Here is a 14796-nt window from a genome sequence, read left to right as displayed (position 1 = left end):
TTGTTGTATATAACAATCGTTCAGTACTAAGAACCCGATGGTTCTAATCAAAAAAACTGCGTAAAAAATGCGCACGGTGTACTAATTGGTTCACAGGGCCGGGCAAACGCACAGCCATAGCCCAATTGTACACAATCAGTCAAGCGATGCACTAACAACCTGTGCCACGCAATCCAGCGCCTCAGCGGGCTTGTCGCTGTCCAGCCATTGCACTGACTCCCATCCGCGCAGCCAGGTCATCTGCCGCTTCGCCAGCTGACGAGTGGCGCATACGCCACGATAAACCATCTCATCATAATCAATTTCACCGGCCAGATAGGACCACATCTGGCGATAGCCGACGCAGCGGACCGAAGGCAGATCCGGATGCAGATCGCCGCGGGCAAACAGCCTGCGGGCCTCCTGCTCAAACCCGGCCTCCAGCATCTGCTGAAAGCGCAGCGCGATACGCTGGTGCAACAGTTCACGGCGCGACGGCGCGATGGCAAACTGGCTGACGGCGTAGGGCAACGCCTCCCCACTCACGCGGGTCAGTTCAGTTAAAGTGTTACCCGAAACGAAAAAAACTTCCAGTGCACGACTCAGTCTCTGCGGATCATTCGGATGAATTCGGGCGGCGGCGACCGGATCAATCTGCGCCAGCTCACGGTGCAGCGCCTCCCAGCCCCGCTTGCTCGCCTGCTGCTCAATGCGCGCCCGCACCGCGGCATCCGCCGGCGGCAGCGGCGATAGCCCCTCCAACAGCGCCTTATAGTAGAGCATGGTGCCGCCCACCAGCAGCGGAATGCGCCCCTGAGCGCTGATCTGCGCCATCTCACGCAGCGCATCGGCGCGAAAATCGGCGGCGGAGTAGCTCTGCATCGGAGAGCGAATGTCGATCAGTCGGTGCGGCGCCCGCGCCAGCTCTTCGGCGCTGGGCTTGGCGGTGCCGATATCCATACCGCGATAGATCAGCGCCGAATCCACGCTGATGATCTCCACCGGGAAACGCTCGCGCAACGCCATGGCCAGCGCGGTCTTGCCCGAGGCGGTCGGCCCCATGATGAAAATTGCCGGGGGGAGTTTTTGCATCTGCTTGTCGTTACTCATTCAGTTGTTCTTCCTGGCGCAATCGCTCGACGCCGGGCTGTAAATCCAGCGGCTGCAGCAGCGCGCGGGGCGGCGACTGTACCAGTTGAGGACAGAGTCGTTCAAGATCGGCCAACAGCTGCACCGCCTGCGCCAGCGTCCAAGGCGCCTCGTCAGCGCTGTGCCAGTGAGCGGCGAGCCAGTCCGCCAGGGATGCGGCGTTGCACGCAGTGGACGTCGCCAGATAGCGCAGCATCTGGGGGATCAGGCGCGGCAAATTTTGCTGTCGCAGCGGCAGCGGCACCGCGTGCAGCTGCGCGTGCTGGCGCTCCGGCTGCAGGCAGATCCCCATCTGCTGCAGCAGCGGCTGCTGCGCCTGCAGCGCCTGCCGCTCCGCGGCCTCAAGGGTCAGACGCAGCGGTACCAGCAGAGGCTGCGCCTTCAGCCCCTCAGCCGATGGCTGCAGCTGGGCGCGCAGCAGGCAGCGGCGCGCATGGGGCAGGCTGACCAGCGCCACACCGCGGCGGCATTCGGTCAAGGCGACACCATCGGCGCACAGCGTCAGCACCCGCCCAAGGCTGTCGCCCGGCGCCCCGTTTTCCGCGGCGGTAGAGACCGCCACGGCGGGCGACTCGGCCGCCGCGCCCGGCGCGGCGACAAACGCGCTATCCGTCTCCGCCGCTGGGGCCGGGTTTGCCGCCAGCAGACGCTGATACAGTTCGCCCTCACGGCGGCGGAAAATATCGCCGGCGGGCATACGCGGCGCGGCCGCATGCGCCGGCCGGGGCGCTGACGCGGCCGGCGAAGAGGCCGGGCGGTTAAACCGGTTCTCCCCCGCGGAAGCCCGGTTTTCGACGCCTCGCGCGCCCTCGTCCCGCGCCGCGCCCGGGCTCGCTGGCGTCGGGTCATCGTGAGCGCTGGCAACCTGCGCCTGCTGCAGCACTTCGACGACGGCCTGATAGATAAAATCGTGCACCAGGCGCGCCTGATGAAAACGCACCTCGTGCTTGGCCGGATGGACGTTGACATCGACCTGGCGGGGGTCGATCTCCAGATACAGCACATAGGCCGGCGGCAGCTCATCGCTCAGGCGATCTTGGTAAGCCTGACGGATGGCATGGGTGATCAGCCGATCGCGCATCATCCGTCCGTTAACATAGCAATACTGCAGCTCACCTATCTGGCGGATAGCCTGCGGCGCGGCCACCCAGCCGTGAATGGCCAGATCGTCATGGCGCCACGCCAGCGCCAGCGCATGCTGCACAAACGCCGTCCCGCAGATCGCGCCCAGGCGGCGCTCCCGCGCGTCGCCCTCCCTGACCGCCCGGTACTGGCGCACCGTTTTACCGTTATGCTGCAGCGTCAGGGTTATGTCAAAGCGGGCCAGGGCAATCCGCCGCACCACCTCATCGATATGGGCAAACTCGGTCTTCTCGGTGCGCAGGAACTTGCGCCGGGCCGGGGTGTTGTAGAACAGATCCAGCACCTCTACCGTGGTACCGACCGGATGCGCCGCCGGCTTGACCGTCACCGCCATCTCCCGCCCTTCGGCATAGGCCTGCCAGGCCTCCGCCTGCCCTTCGGGACGCGAGGTCATCGTCAGGCGGGATACCGAGCTGATGCTGGCCAGCGCCTCGCCGCGAAACCCCAGGCTGACGATCGCCTCAAGATCATCCAACGTACTGATCTTACTTGTAGCATGCCGAGCCAGCGCCAGCGCCAGCTCCGCCTTGCCGATGCCGCCGCCGTTATCCCGGATACGGATCAGCTTGGCGCCGCCGCGCTCAATGTCGATATCGATGCGAGTCGCGCCGGCATCCAGGCTGTTCTCGACCAGCTCTTTGACCACCGATGCCGGACGTTCCACTACCTCGCCGGCGGCAATTTGGTTCGCCAGCTGCGGCGGCAGGATCTGAATCGGCATAGGGATCTCCTTCGGGTTAACGCGACGGGATGCGCAGCCGTTGCCCCAGCTGCACCTCGTCACTCTTCATTTTGTTGGCCTGACGCAGGGCATCCATGCTGACCCCATAGTGGGCCGCAATGCGCGTCAGGGTATCACCGCGCTTCACCAGATGGATACGCGGGGCGCTGGCCGCGGCGGGCTGGGCACTACCGCCGGCGCTCGGCACCTTCAGCCGCTGCCCGACCCAGACCCCCTCTTTTTTCAGGTTGTTGAGCCGCATCATCCCGCTCAGGGTCGAACCATAGCGATTGGCGATCCCCAGCAGCGTCTCTCCGCGCTTCACCACGTGGATCCCGCCGGCGGAAGACGCTGCCGCCGTGGCCGCCGCTGCGTTACCGGCCGCGCTGGCTTGCTGCGGCCGGTTTTCCACCTTTGGGCCGCTTTGCAACGGATGCGCTAGGAAGTAGCTGCGCACCCCCATATAGATAGCCCGGGCAATCCGCTCCTGATGCTGGCCACTTCCCAGCTGGCGCTCTCCTTCGCTGTTGCTGATAAACCCGGTCTCCACCAGCAGGGAGGGAATATCCGGCGAGCGCAGCACCCCAAGGCTGGCATGCTCCGGATGGCGCTTATGCAGACGCACCACGCTTTGCATTTGGCGTAGCACCTGTACCGCCACGTCATAGCCAACCCGCTGCGAATGACCGAACTGCAGATCGAGCACCGTCTGGCTCAGGTATTTATCCTGATTACTGTTAGCCAGCACGTCGCCGGCCCCGCCCAGCAGCTCGGACTGTTTCTCATGCTGCTCCAGCCACCCGGCCATCTCGCTATTGGCTCGTCGGTTCGAGAGCACCCAGACGGAGGCGCCGTTCGCGCTGCGATTGGGCGCCGCATCGGCATGGATCGAAATCAGCAGGTTCGCCTTCTGGCGACGGGCGACATCCGAACGCCCCATCACGGAGATGAAATAGTCGCCGCTGCGAGTCAGCACCGGCTGAAACATCGGATCGTCATCCATCAGCCCCCGCAGGCGACGCGCGATCGCCAGCGTCACCTCTTTTTCCCGCAGCCCATCCTGGCCGATGGCGCCGGGATCCTGCCCCCCGTGTCCGGCATCGATCGCCACGACGATCTTTGAGCCGTCATAGCGCCCGGATTTTTTTACCGCGCTCACCGGTACCGATGGTAGCGGTGCCGCTGCGGGCACGGGCGTGGGTGCCGCCGCCTGACGCGGACGGGAGTGAAATGGATTTTTGCTCGCCGAAGCGGGAGGGGACACCGGCGCGACGGCCGCCCGGCTTTCCGCCCGCAGCGTCAGCACGGCGCGATTACCGCTGCGCGTCACCGAAACCCGGGGACGCTGCGTCGTGTCCAGCACCAGTAGCACCTTGCCCGCGCGCTGCTCACCGCCATCCCGGATCCGGCTGAGCATATTCTCTCCGCTAAACTGCATCGGCAGCCCACCGGTGATCCGTTTGCTGTCGGCGATCTCAACCAGCACCCGATCCGGACTACGCTCGACGCGGTGACTCAGCTCAGGGGGGGCATTAAAGGTCAGCGTCACCACCGCCTGACGATCACCGTTGCTCACCTGAATATTGGTCAGTTGGGCGGCACCGGCCATCGTAGCCAGACACCATCCCAGCGCCAGGGGTAACGTAATACGCAAAAACCGCTGCAACACCCTCATCCGTGCCCGTCCCTTATTGCCCGTTCAATGCGGCCAAAACGCTCTGGCCGTGTACGCTGTGTGCTTCAATCACCGCCTGGCGGCCGCCGCCGGTATAGGTCAGATGCAGGGTGATATCCGGCTCCGGTAAAAAGCCCATGCCCTGCTGCGGCCACTCCACCAACAGCAGCGCATCCTGGGCAAAGTAGTCGCGGATCCCCATAAACTCCAGCTCTTCGGGATCGGCCAGGCGATACAGATCAAAGTGATACACCGGACGCGGCGCGAGCAGATAGGGCTCCACCAGCGTATAGGTCGGGCTTTTCACCGTTCCCTGATGCCCCATGGCCTGTAGGAAACCACGGCTGAAGGTGGTTTTACCCGCCCCCAGATCGCCGTACAGATAAATTACAGTGGCGCGCTGGCAGGCCCGCGCCAGCGCGCCGCCCAGGGCAATGGTTGCCGCTTCATCCGGCAGTTGCAGTACGATACTTGTCATAGTTGTGTTGTGCGTTCTGGTAGTTCAAATTCAAGGGTTAACCCAACGCCTGATCTCAGGCAGCAGGTCACTGGCCAGCATACCCCGCTCGCCGTCGCGTCGCGCAGCGGCGTCGGCCGCCACGCCGTGTAACACGGCGCCGGCGCAGGCTGCATCATACAGCGTGAGCTTTTGCGCCAGCAAACCGCCAATGATACCAGAGAGTATGTCACCCATACCGCCGCTTGCCATCCCAGGATTACCGATATCAGCAATTGCGCAGCGCGCGTTATCCGCGATCAGCGTACCGGCGCCCTTGAGAATCGCCACCCCGCCATAGCGACGCTGCAGCGCCCGCACCGCCGCGGGCCGATCGCTTTCCACATCGGCGATGTCGCAGCCGAGCAGACGCGCCGCCTCGCCAGGATGCGGCGTCATCACCCGCCATTCACAGGCGCTGGGCGCGCCGGACAGCAGGTTCAGGGCGTCGGCATCCCACAGCATCGGCTTACGCACCGATGCCAGCGCGGCCAAGGCCATCTGCCCCCACTCGCCCTGCCCCAGCCCCGGGCCCACGACCACCGCCTCGGCCCAGCTCAGCGCCTCCCTCAGCGTATCCGGGCCCAGCGCTTTCACCATCAGCTCCGGCGCCGCCGCAAGCAGCGGGGCCACGTGCTCCGCCCGGGTCAATACGCGGACCAGTCCGGCGCCGCTGCGCAGCGCAGCCTGCCCGGCCAGACGAATCGCACCGCCCATCCCGCTGTCGCCGCCGATCAGCAGCAGCCGGCCGTTATCCCCCTTATGCGCCAGCGGCGACCGCGGTACCAGCCAACGCGGCAGGCAGTGCCCATCCAGGCGCAGCAGCGGCCAGTCCTGCTGCGCCAGCCACACCGTCAACCCCAGCGGATCGCAGTGCAGCTGCCCGACGACCGCACGCGCCAGCCCGGTCAACAGCCCCGGCTTGAGACAGATAAAGCTCTGGGTATGATCGGCCCGCACCACGGCGCCGGCCGCCGCGCCCGTATCAGCATTCAGCCCGGAGGGCAGATCGATGGAGAGCACCGGCGCAGGATGGGCATTTATCGCGCTAATCAACGCATCATAGGGGGCTCGCGGCGCGGACGACAGACCGATGCCCAGCAGCGCATCCACGATCACCTCTGCCGCCGGCAGGGGCAGCGATGCCGCGATCTCGCTGCCGCCGCACTGCAACCACTGCGCACGGGCCTGCTGCGTCTCCGGCGGCAGGGGAGAGTCCCCCGCCACCGCCATCAGCGTGACCTGCAGGCCGCTGGCGCGCGCCAGGCGCGCGATCACATAGCCATCGCCGCCGTTATTACCTCGACCGCACAGGATCAGCCAGCGGCGGGAGGTGGGGTAGCACTGGCGCCCGCGGTTAAAGGCAGCCAGACCGGCGCGCTGCATCAGCGTCGCCAGCGCGATCCCCTGCGCCGCGACCGCGCGCGTCTCGGCGTCGCGAACCCAGTCCGCTGGCGCCACATAGTGTGATAAACTATCGGCGTTCCGGTTGCAAGAATGGCCCATCATGACTCATCCCCTCGATCTGCATCAGTTAGCCCAACATATCAAGCAATGGGGTCTATCGCTAGGTTTCCAGCAGGTCGGGATCGGCGATACGGATCTCCGCGCCGAAGAGGCGCCGCTGCAGGCGTGGCTGGACAGCGGCTACCATGGAGATATGGCGTGGATGGCGCGCCACGGCATGATGCGCGCCCGGCCGGCCGAGCTGCTGCCCGGCACGCTGCGGGTGATCAGCGTGCGCATGAATTACCTGCCGCCCAGCGCCGCCTTTGCCTCGACCCTGAAAGATCCAACGCTGGGCTACATCAGCCGCTATGCGCTGGGTCGCGACTACCACAAGGTGCTGCGCGCCCGGCTCAAAAAACTGGGTGAGATGATCCAGGCGTACTGTGGTGAGCTCCATTTCCGCCCCTTCGTGGACTCGGCGCCGCTGCTGGAGCGCCCGCTGGCCGCCAAGGCGGGACTGGGCTGGACAGGGAAACATTCGCTGCTGCTCAACCCGCAGGCCGGCTCCTGGTTCTTTCTCGGCGAACTGTTAATCGATCTGCCGCTGCCCGTCGATACGCCGCAGGCGGCGCAGTGCGGCCGCTGCGTCGCCTGTATCACCACCTGCCCGACCGACGCCATCGTCGCCCCCTATAAGGTCGACGCGCGCCGCTGCATCTCCTATCTGACGATCGAGCTGGAGGGCGCCATCCCCGAGGCGCTGCGGCCCCTGCTCGGTAATCGCATCTACGGCTGCGATGACTGCCAGATGATTTGCCCGTGGAACCGCCTAGCTCCGCTGAGCGAAGAGGCCGATTTCCTGCCGCGGGCGGCGCTGCACGCGCCGTCGCTAACCGCCCTATTCGCCTGGGATGAGACGACCTTTCTGCGGATGACCGAAGGCTCGCCCATTCGGCGCATCGGCTATCAGCGCTGGCTGCGCAACCTGAGCGTCGCCCTAGGCAACGCGCCCTATGATGCCCATATCGTCGCCCTGCTACAGCAGCGCCTGGGCATCAGCGCGCTGTTGGATGACCATATTCACTGGGCGCTGGCGCAGCAGCTGCAAAAACGCGCGGCGCAGGCGGTAGAGGTCGTCAGCAGTCAGCAGCGCCGGCTTATTCGTGCGGTAGAGAAAGGGCTGCCGCGCGACGCCTAACGGCAAAAAAGCGCGGGCCCGGTCGGCACGGCGCTGTGCATAAAAATAGAATTCTTTTGTTATTCAATCCACACTGCGTGCGCAAACGTTCCATTTCGCTATTTTTGTTTTAATTTATTCTTTTATATCAATGAATTATATTACAGCGCGTTTTTTATACGCCGGCGTGTATGGCGGAGAAATGCGGGAAAGCTGTGGATAAGTCTGTTTATTAAATTATGAACAGTCACGGCGGACACCGTCTGTCGACGCTGTTGATAAATCAGATGAGGAAAACAAGAGAAGAAAATTGGAGCGGGAAACGAGACTCGAACTCGCGACCCCAACCTTGGCAAGGTTGTGCTCTACCAACTGAGCTATTCCCGCAGAGTGATGCTTCTGGCATCGACACCATAACAGTAATGGTGTTTAGAAGTTTGGAGCGGGAAACGAGACTCGAACTCGCGACCCCAACCTTGGCAAGGTTGTGCTCTACCAACTGAGCTATTCCCGCAATGGCACTGCTTTTTTTCATCCAGCCGCACGGCGGCCTTCTAAATTTGGAGCGGGAAACGAGACTCGAACTCGCGACCCCAACCTTGGCAAGGTTGTGCTCTACCAACTGAGCTATTCCCGCGTCGCATAGCGGACGGTGTGCGTTTGAAAAACTTCACAATTCCGTCTCGGTACGGGGAGCGCATTATACGGAGATTTTCGCCCCCCGCAAGTCCCTTTCGCGAAAAAATCGTATAAATCGCCTGACTGACGATAAAAACGCCCGGATGCGCAGATTATCGACGCCCGGGCGCGTCGCGGCACTATGGCTGGATAAAATGCGTACGGTAATACGCCAGCTCAGCCACCGATTCACGAATGTCGTCCAACGCCTGATGGGTATTCTTCTTCTTGAACCCCTCCAAGATCTCCGGCTTCCAACGGCGCGCCAGCTCTTTCAGGGTGCTGACATCCAGATAGCGGTAGTGGAAATAGCGCTCCAGCTCCGGCATATAGCGGAACAGGAAGCGACGATCCTGGCCGACGCTGTTGCCACAGATCGGAGAGACGCCCGCGGGTACCCACTGACGCAAAAAGTCGAGGGTCGCCTGTTCGGCGGCCGCATCATCGTACTGACTGGCCTTCACCCGCGCCACCAGCCCGCTGGCGGTATGGGTACGCACATTCCACTCATCCATCAGCGCCAGTTGGGCGTCATCCTGATGCAGCGCAATCACCGGCCCTTCCGCCAGCACGTTCAGATCGGCATCCGTCACCAGCGTGGCGATCTCAATGATCCGGTCGCGCTGCGGATCCAGTCCGGTCATTTCCAGATCGATCCAAATCAAACGCGTTTCACTTGCACTCATAGCTCCCCCGGCAAATAGTATTCAATGGCACGGCGTGTCCGCGCGATCGCGATGACGCTCAATTGCGGGACACAGCCCAGCGTGTATCATAGACACTTTACGCGCTGCGGGCGATCGCCGCAGCGCATCAAAAACAGAGTGAGGCGCAGTTGAGTAAGAAAAGACTATCGCACGGCCAGCAGCGACGGGTGCATGCCAATCACCAGCGTCGTCTGCAGCAGACGGACAATAGCGCAGAGATGGACGACAGCCTGTTCGGTGACGCCCAGGACGGGATTGTCGTCAGCCGTTTCGGCAAACATGCCGACGTTGAGGCCGCCGATGGCACTCAGCAGCGCTGCAACATCCGCCGTACCCTGCCATCGCTGGTGACCGGCGATCGGGTGGTCTGGCGCGCCGCGCTGCAGGCCGGCAGCAAAGGGATCGTCGAGGCCGTTCATCCGCGCAGCTCCGTACTGACGCGCCCGGACTACTACGATGGGGTGAAACCCATCGCCGCCAATATCGATCAGATCGTCATCGTCTCGGCTATCCTGCCAGAGCTGTCGCTGAACATCATCGATCGCTATCTGGTCGCCTGCGAAACCCTCAGCGTCGAGCCGCTGATCGTGTTGAACAAGGTCGATCTGCTGGACGAAGAGGGGCGCGAGTTTGTCGAACAGACGATGGCGATCTATCGTCACATTGGCTACCGGGTCGTGCTGGTCTCCAGCCACAGCGGCGAAGGCATGGCGCAGCTGCAGGATCTGCTCACCCAGCGCATCAGCATCTTCGCCGGTCAATCCGGCGTGGGTAAGTCCAGCCTGCTCAACGCGTTGCTGCCGGCGCTGGAGAGCCAGATCGAGGTCGGCGCCGTCTCCGATAACTCCGGACTGGGCCAGCACACCACTACCGCAGCCCGGCTGTATCACTTTCCGCACGGCGGTGATGTGATCGACTCGCCCGGCGTCCGTGAATTTGGCCTGTGGCATCTGGACGCGGAGCAGATAACCCAAGGGTTCATTGAGTTTCGTGACTACCTGGGCGGCTGCAAGTTCCGCGACTGTAAACACGGCAACGATCCGGGCTGCGCCCTGCGAGAAGCGGTAGAGCGCGGCGATATCGCAGAAACGCGCTTTGACAACTATCATCGTATTCTTGAGGGGATGGCACAGGTTAAACTGCGCAAGAACTTCGGCAACGGTGACAGCTAACGCCGCTGCCCGGCCCGCGGTGGCCGGCATGACTTCACGGGTGCCCAGCGCGGGCGTTATCAATGTATTATCCGGCTATGCTGAACGTAGCCGGTAGATTCTTCTGTTGGATAAAGAGGCTAACGTGCTCGATAGCATTAAAATCAGACTGCAATATCTACTGCCGAAACAGGGGCTGACGCGCCTGGCCGGCTGGGCCGCCGATAAACCGGCCGGCTGGCTGACCCAGAGCGCCATCAAGGGCTTTGCCCGCTATTACGGCATCAATATGCAGGAAGCGCTTTACCCCGATCCGGCGCACTACAAGACCTTTAACGACTTCTTCGTCCGCCCGCTGCGCTACGGGGTTCGCCCCCTCGCCGAGTTTGACGATGGCGTAGTATTGCCCGCCGACGGCGCCATCAGCCAGTTGGGCCTCATTGACGGGGATCGCATCCTGCAGGCCAAAGGCCATGACTATACGCTGGAGGCGCTGCTGGCCGGGCAGTATCCGCTGGCGGAAACCTTCCGCGGCGGTCAGTTCATCACCACCTATCTGTCGCCGCGCGATTATCACCGGGTGCATATGCCCTGCGATGGTCAGCTGCGCGAAATGATTTATGTCCCGGGCGATCTGTTCTCCGTCAACCCGCTGACCGCCGCCAATGTGCCCAATCTGTTTGCCCGCAACGAGCGGCTGATCTGTATCTTTGATACCGCCTTCGGCCCTCTGGCGCAGATCCTGGTCGGCGCCACCATCGTCGGCAGCATCGAAACGGTCTGGGGCGGCTGCGTAAACAGCGAGCGTGCCGGTATTATCCGCCGCTGGACCTACCCGGCCGAAGGCGAGCGCGCCGTCGCGCTGAAAAAAGGCCAGGAGATGGGCCGCTTTAAGCTAGGCTCCACGGTGATCAACCTGTTCGCCCCCGGCCGCATCCAGCTTGACCGCGCCCTGAGCGCCGGCTGCATCACCCGGATGGGTCGAGAGCTGGGCCACGCGCCTGCCGCAGCGCAGGAGCCCGCAGCACACGCGGAGTCCGCATAATCCCCCGGCGCGGCACCCATCGCCGCGCCCGTACCCAGCAACGGCGAGGGCCGACCATGCGCCAGATCCTCCAACGTATTCTGCTGAACGGCCTGTTGCTACTACTGCTGCCGGGACTGGCGCAGGCGACGCTGAATGAGCGCCAGCTGGCGTTGGATCTCAAGCAGGCCGAGGCGGCCAAAAGCGCGCCTGCACAGGCCGAAACCGTCGATGCATTGCAAAGCGCCCTGGGATGGATAGACGAGGCCAAGGCCTCCGCCCAGCGCACCCAGCAATACCGCAAAGCCATCAGTGATTTTCCACGCCTGACCCGCGAACTGCGCCAGCAGCTCAGCGATGAAAGCCAACCGCCCGCCCCTGCCGCCCAGCCCCCCTCCGCCGACGCGGAGCAGCGCATGCTACAGATCAGCAGCCAGCTGCTGGAGGTCGCCCGTCAGCTCCAGCAGGAGCAGGATCGCGCGCGCGACATCAGCGACTCCCTGAGCCAGGTGGCACAAAAACAGGCCGCGACGCGTAAAGCGCTGAGCGAGGCAGAGCGCCGCCTGCAGGCGCTGACCGTCACGGAGACGGCGCTCTCCCAGGCCCAGTCCGCCCAGCTGCAGGCCGAAGTCACCGCCCGCAAGGCGCAGGTCGATGAGCTGGAGCTGGAGCAGCTGTCGGCCAACAACCGCCAGGAGCTGATCCGTCTGCAGAGCGAGGTGCTAAGCCGGCGTCATGAGCGCCTCGATCTGCAGCTGCAGGGGCTACGCAACAGCCTCAACAGCCAGCGCCAGCGCGACGCCGAGGAGGCCCTGGAGCGCACCCGCCGTCTGGTCGAACAGAGCGACAATCTGCCGCGCTCGATCGTCGAGCAGCTCACCATCAACCAGACCCTGTCGCGCGATCTCAACCACCAGGCGCAGCGGCTGGACGATATCGCCGGACGCCAGCGCACTATCGCCGGGCAGACCCAACAGGTTCGCCAGGCCCTCAACACGCTGCGCGAGCAGGCGCAGTGGCTGAGCGTCTCACCGGCGCTGGGTGAGACACTACGCGATCGCCTGGCGCGCCTGCCGGAGATGCCCAAGCCGCAGCAGCTGGACAGCGATATGGCACGTCTGCGCGTTCAGCGCCTACGCTATGAGACGCTGCTGGACAAACTCGCCCCCGCCAGCGAATATCGCCAGAACGACGGCGAGCCCCTCAGCGCCGCACAGCAGCGCCTGTTGGCTCCCCAGCTGGCGACCCAGCGCGAGCTGCTCAACTCCCTGCTGTCAGGCTGCGATAGCCAAATTCTAGAGCTGACCAAGCTCAAGGTCGCCAATACCCAGCTCATCGAAGCCCTGACGGAGGTCCGCGAGGCGACCCACCGTTACCTGTTCTGGGCGGCGGACATCGACCCGGTCGGACTGGGCTACCTGCTGACCACCCTGCGTGCGCTGGACCGCCTGCTGTCGCTGGATACCCTGTCCCAGCTCAGCCAGGCCGCCATGATGATGCTAACCGACCGCACCACCCTGCTGCCGCTGTGCGCTGCCCTGCTGCTCGTCGGGTTCAGCGTCTATTCGCGCCGCTACTACAGTGCGTTTCTGGCACGCGCCGCTGGGCGCGTCGGCAAGGTCAATCAGGATCATATCTCGCTAACCCTGCGTACCCTGCTGTGGTCAATACTGGTCGCGCTGCCGCTGCCGGTGCTGTGGGCCGCCGTAGGCTATGGGCTGAGTAACGCCTGGCCCTATCCGGTGGCCGTCGCCATCGGCGAGGGGGTCAGCGCAGCGCTGCCGGTGCTGTGGGCCTTCATGATCAGCGCCGCCTTCTCCCGCGACAGCGGGCTGTTCATTGTCCACTTCGGCTGGGGCGAACGTCAGGTGCGGCGCGCCATGCGCTACTACCGCATGTCTATCTGGCTTATCGTACCGCTGCTGATGGCCGTGGTGACCTTCAACAATCTGGCCGATCGCAGCTTTACCGCCACCCTCGGGCGCGCCTGCTTCATCATGCTGTGCCTAGCCCTGCTGCTGCTGACCACCAGCCTGCGCCGCGCCGGTATTCCGCTCTACCTCAATCGTGCAGGATCCGGTGAAAATTTGCTTAACCACCTGCTGTGGGGCGGGCTGCTGTGCGCGCCGGCGGCGGCGATCCTGGCCGCGCTGCTCGGCTACCTCAGCTCGGCGCAGGTACTGCTGGCGCGCCTGGAGACCTCCGTCGCCATCTGGTTCTGCCTGCTGATGGTCTATTCGGTGATCCGCCGCTGGATGTTGATCCAACGCCGGCGCATCGCCTTCGAACGGGCCAAGCAGCGGCGCGCCGAACGACTGGAGAAACGCAGTCGCCATGATGAGGACGGCCTGCATTCCGCCGGCGTCAAAGGCAGCCAAGAGGCCGAAGAGAGCGTGGTGGATCTGGACGCCATCAGCGATCGCTCCCTGCGCCTGGTGCGCTCGATCCTGACGATGATCGCGCTGGTTTCGCTGATCTGGCTATGGTCAGAGCTGCATTCAGCCTTCTCCTTCCTGGAGAACATCCGCCTGTGGGACGTCACCGCCAGCAGCGCCGGCGGCGAGACCCTGCAGCCGATCACCTTGGGCGCGGTGCTGATCGCCGTTCTGGTGATCCTGGTCACCATCCAACTGGTCAAAAACCTGCCGGCCCTGCTGGAGCTGGGGCTACTGCAGCACTTAGAGCTGAGCCCCGGCACTGGCTATGCCATCACCACCATCACCAAATACCTGCTGATGATCGTCGGCGGTCTGATCGGCTTTTCGCTGCTGGGGATCGAGTGGTCTAAGCTACAGTGGCTGGTGGCAGCGCTGACCGTCGGCCTGGGCTTCGGCCTTGGGGAGATCTTCGGCAACTTTATCTCCGGCCTGATCATCCTGTTTGAAAAACCGATCCGTATCGGCGATACGGTGACCATCCGCGACCTGACCGGGACCATCACCCGCATCAACACCCGGGCCACGACCATCTCTGACTGGGATCGCAAGGAGATCATCGTCCCCAACAAGGCCTTTATCATGGAGCAGTTTATCAACTGGTCCTTAAGCGATCCCATTACCCGCGTGGTGCTGACGGTGCCCGCGGAGGCCAGCGCCAACAGCCAGCGGGTAACCGAGCTGCTGCTGCAGGCGGCCGGACAGTGTTCACTGGTACTGGCTACCCCGGCGCCAGAGGCCTATCTGGTCGATATTCAGCAGGGGATCCAGATCTTCGAGCTGCGTATCTACGCCTCGGAGATGGCACACCGCATGCCGCTGCGCCACGAGCTGCACCAGCTGATCCTGGCCGCCTACCGCCAGCACGATCTGGTGCTGCCGTTCCCGCCGATCCAAATCGGCAGCGACTCGCTGCGTCAGGCGCGCGCAGGGCAGCGGCGCGGCTTTAGCGCCGGCGGCGTATGACTGGCATAAAAAACCCGCGCCGGGCGCGGGTCTGGGAAGTCACCGT

The 14796-nt window shown here is 63.7% G+C and carries 10 protein-coding genes and 3 tRNA genes; 4 read left to right on the top strand and 9 right to left on the bottom strand.

All coding sequences use genetic code 11. The annotated features are described in order from the left end of the window. Positions 1-135: 135 nt before the first annotated feature. From miaA to nnr, 5 genes are all read right to left on the bottom strand, one after another. A complete protein-coding gene (gene miaA / locus ETEE_RS09540) occupies positions 136-1089 on the bottom strand; it encodes a tRNA (adenosine(37)-N6)-dimethylallyltransferase MiaA (RefSeq protein ID WP_034162944.1) in 954 nt (317 codons plus the stop codon). Continuing rightward, positions 1082-2992, bottom strand: a complete 1911-nt coding sequence (gene mutL, locus ETEE_RS09535) for a DNA mismatch repair endonuclease MutL (protein WP_034162946.1) — start codon at positions 2990-2992, stop codon at positions 1082-1084. The genes miaA and mutL overlap by 8 nt, the downstream gene beginning before the upstream one ends. A 16-nt stretch (positions 2993-3008) precedes the next feature. Next, positions 3009-4601 (bottom strand): N-acetylmuramoyl-L-alanine amidase AmiB, encoded by a 1593-nt coding sequence (amiB, locus tag ETEE_RS09530; protein WP_174434947.1) that lies wholly within the window; start codon positions 4599-4601, stop codon positions 3009-3011. Positions 4602-4680: 79 nt separating this feature from the next. After that, entirely contained in the window at positions 4681-5145 is a 465-nt protein-coding gene (gene tsaE / locus ETEE_RS09525; RefSeq protein WP_012847224.1) for a tRNA (adenosine(37)-N6)-threonylcarbamoyltransferase complex ATPase subunit type 1 TsaE, read from the bottom strand. Positions 5146-5175: 30 nt separating this feature from the next. Next, positions 5176-6672 carry a bifunctional ADP-dependent NAD(P)H-hydrate dehydratase/NAD(P)H-hydrate epimerase gene (gene nnr, locus ETEE_RS09520; protein ID WP_034162948.1) on the bottom strand — a complete coding sequence of 499 codons (1497 nt, stop codon included), beginning with the start codon at positions 6670-6672 and terminating at the stop codon, positions 5176-5178. Here nnr and queG point away from each other — a divergent pair. Next, the gene (queG, locus tag ETEE_RS09515) at positions 6671-7810 is read left to right on the top strand and encodes a tRNA epoxyqueuosine(34) reductase QueG (RefSeq protein ID WP_034162950.1); all 1140 of its coding nucleotides are present in this window, start codon (positions 6671-6673) and stop codon (positions 7808-7810) included. The two genes, nnr and queG, sit on opposite strands and share 2 nt — an antisense overlap. A 290-nt stretch (positions 7811-8100) precedes the next feature. Here queG and ETEE_RS09510 read toward each other — a convergent pair. The 4 genes from ETEE_RS09510 to orn all read right to left on the bottom strand — a co-directional run bounded on the left by ETEE_RS09510 (position 8101) and on the right by orn (position 9153). Continuing rightward, positions 8101-8176 (bottom strand) — tRNA-Gly (locus ETEE_RS09510). Between the two features lie 51 nt (positions 8177-8227). Then, positions 8228-8303, bottom strand: a tRNA-Gly gene (locus tag ETEE_RS09505). A gap of 47 nt (positions 8304-8350) precedes the next feature. Further along, a tRNA-Gly gene (locus ETEE_RS09500) sits at positions 8351-8426 on the bottom strand. Between the two features lie 181 nt (positions 8427-8607). Next, on the bottom strand, positions 8608-9153 hold the full coding sequence (orn, locus tag ETEE_RS09495; RefSeq protein WP_015460793.1) for an oligoribonuclease: 546 nt from the start codon (positions 9151-9153) through the stop codon (positions 8608-8610). A 149-nt stretch (positions 9154-9302) separates the two neighbouring features. Here orn and rsgA point away from each other — a divergent pair, with 149 nt between their 5' ends. From rsgA to mscM, 3 genes are all read left to right on the top strand, one after another. After that, positions 9303-10346 carry a small ribosomal subunit biogenesis GTPase RsgA gene (gene rsgA, locus ETEE_RS09490; protein WP_034162951.1) on the top strand — a complete coding sequence of 348 codons (1044 nt, stop codon included), beginning with the start codon at positions 9303-9305 and terminating at the stop codon, positions 10344-10346. A 124-nt stretch (positions 10347-10470) separates the two neighbouring features. Then, the gene (gene asd / locus ETEE_RS09485; RefSeq protein WP_049703922.1) at positions 10471-11370 is read left to right on the top strand and encodes an archaetidylserine decarboxylase; all 900 of its coding nucleotides are present in this window, start codon (positions 10471-10473) and stop codon (positions 11368-11370) included. Positions 11371-11426: 56 nt separating this feature from the next. Continuing rightward, a complete protein-coding gene (gene mscM / locus ETEE_RS09480; RefSeq protein WP_034162953.1) occupies positions 11427-14750 on the top strand; it encodes a miniconductance mechanosensitive channel MscM in 3324 nt (1107 codons plus the stop codon). Positions 14751-14796 lie beyond the last annotated feature (46 nt).

The organism is Edwardsiella anguillarum ET080813 (assembly GCF_000264765.2).
Lineage (GTDB): Bacteria > Pseudomonadota > Gammaproteobacteria > Enterobacterales > Enterobacteriaceae > Edwardsiella > Edwardsiella anguillarum.
This window is presented reverse-complemented; position numbering and strand designations above follow the sequence as displayed.

Coding starts and splice junctions, on each gene's coding strand:
- miaA (WP_034162944.1), bottom strand. CDS start 1,089: ATGAGTAACGACAAGCAGATGCAAAAACTCCCCCCGGCAATTTTCATC.
- mutL (WP_034162946.1), bottom strand. CDS start 2,992: ATGCCGATTCAGATCCTGCCGCCGCAGCTGGCGAACCAAATTGCCGCC.
- amiB (WP_174434947.1), bottom strand. CDS start 4,601: ATGGCCGGTGCCGCCCAACTGACCAATATTCAGGTGAGCAACGGTGAT.
- tsaE (WP_012847224.1), bottom strand. CDS start 5,145: ATGACAAGTATCGTACTGCAACTGCCGGATGAAGCGGCAACCATTGCC.
- queG (WP_034162950.1), top strand. CDS start 6,671: ATGACTCATCCCCTCGATCTGCATCAGTTAGCCCAACATATCAAGCAA.
- nnr (WP_034162948.1), bottom strand. CDS start 6,672: ATGATGGGCCATTCTTGCAACCGGAACGCCGATAGTTTATCACACTAT.
- orn (WP_015460793.1), bottom strand. CDS start 9,153: ATGAGTGCAAGTGAAACGCGTTTGATTTGGATCGATCTGGAAATGACC.
- mscM (WP_034162953.1), top strand. CDS start 11,427: ATGCGCCAGATCCTCCAACGTATTCTGCTGAACGGCCTGTTGCTACTA.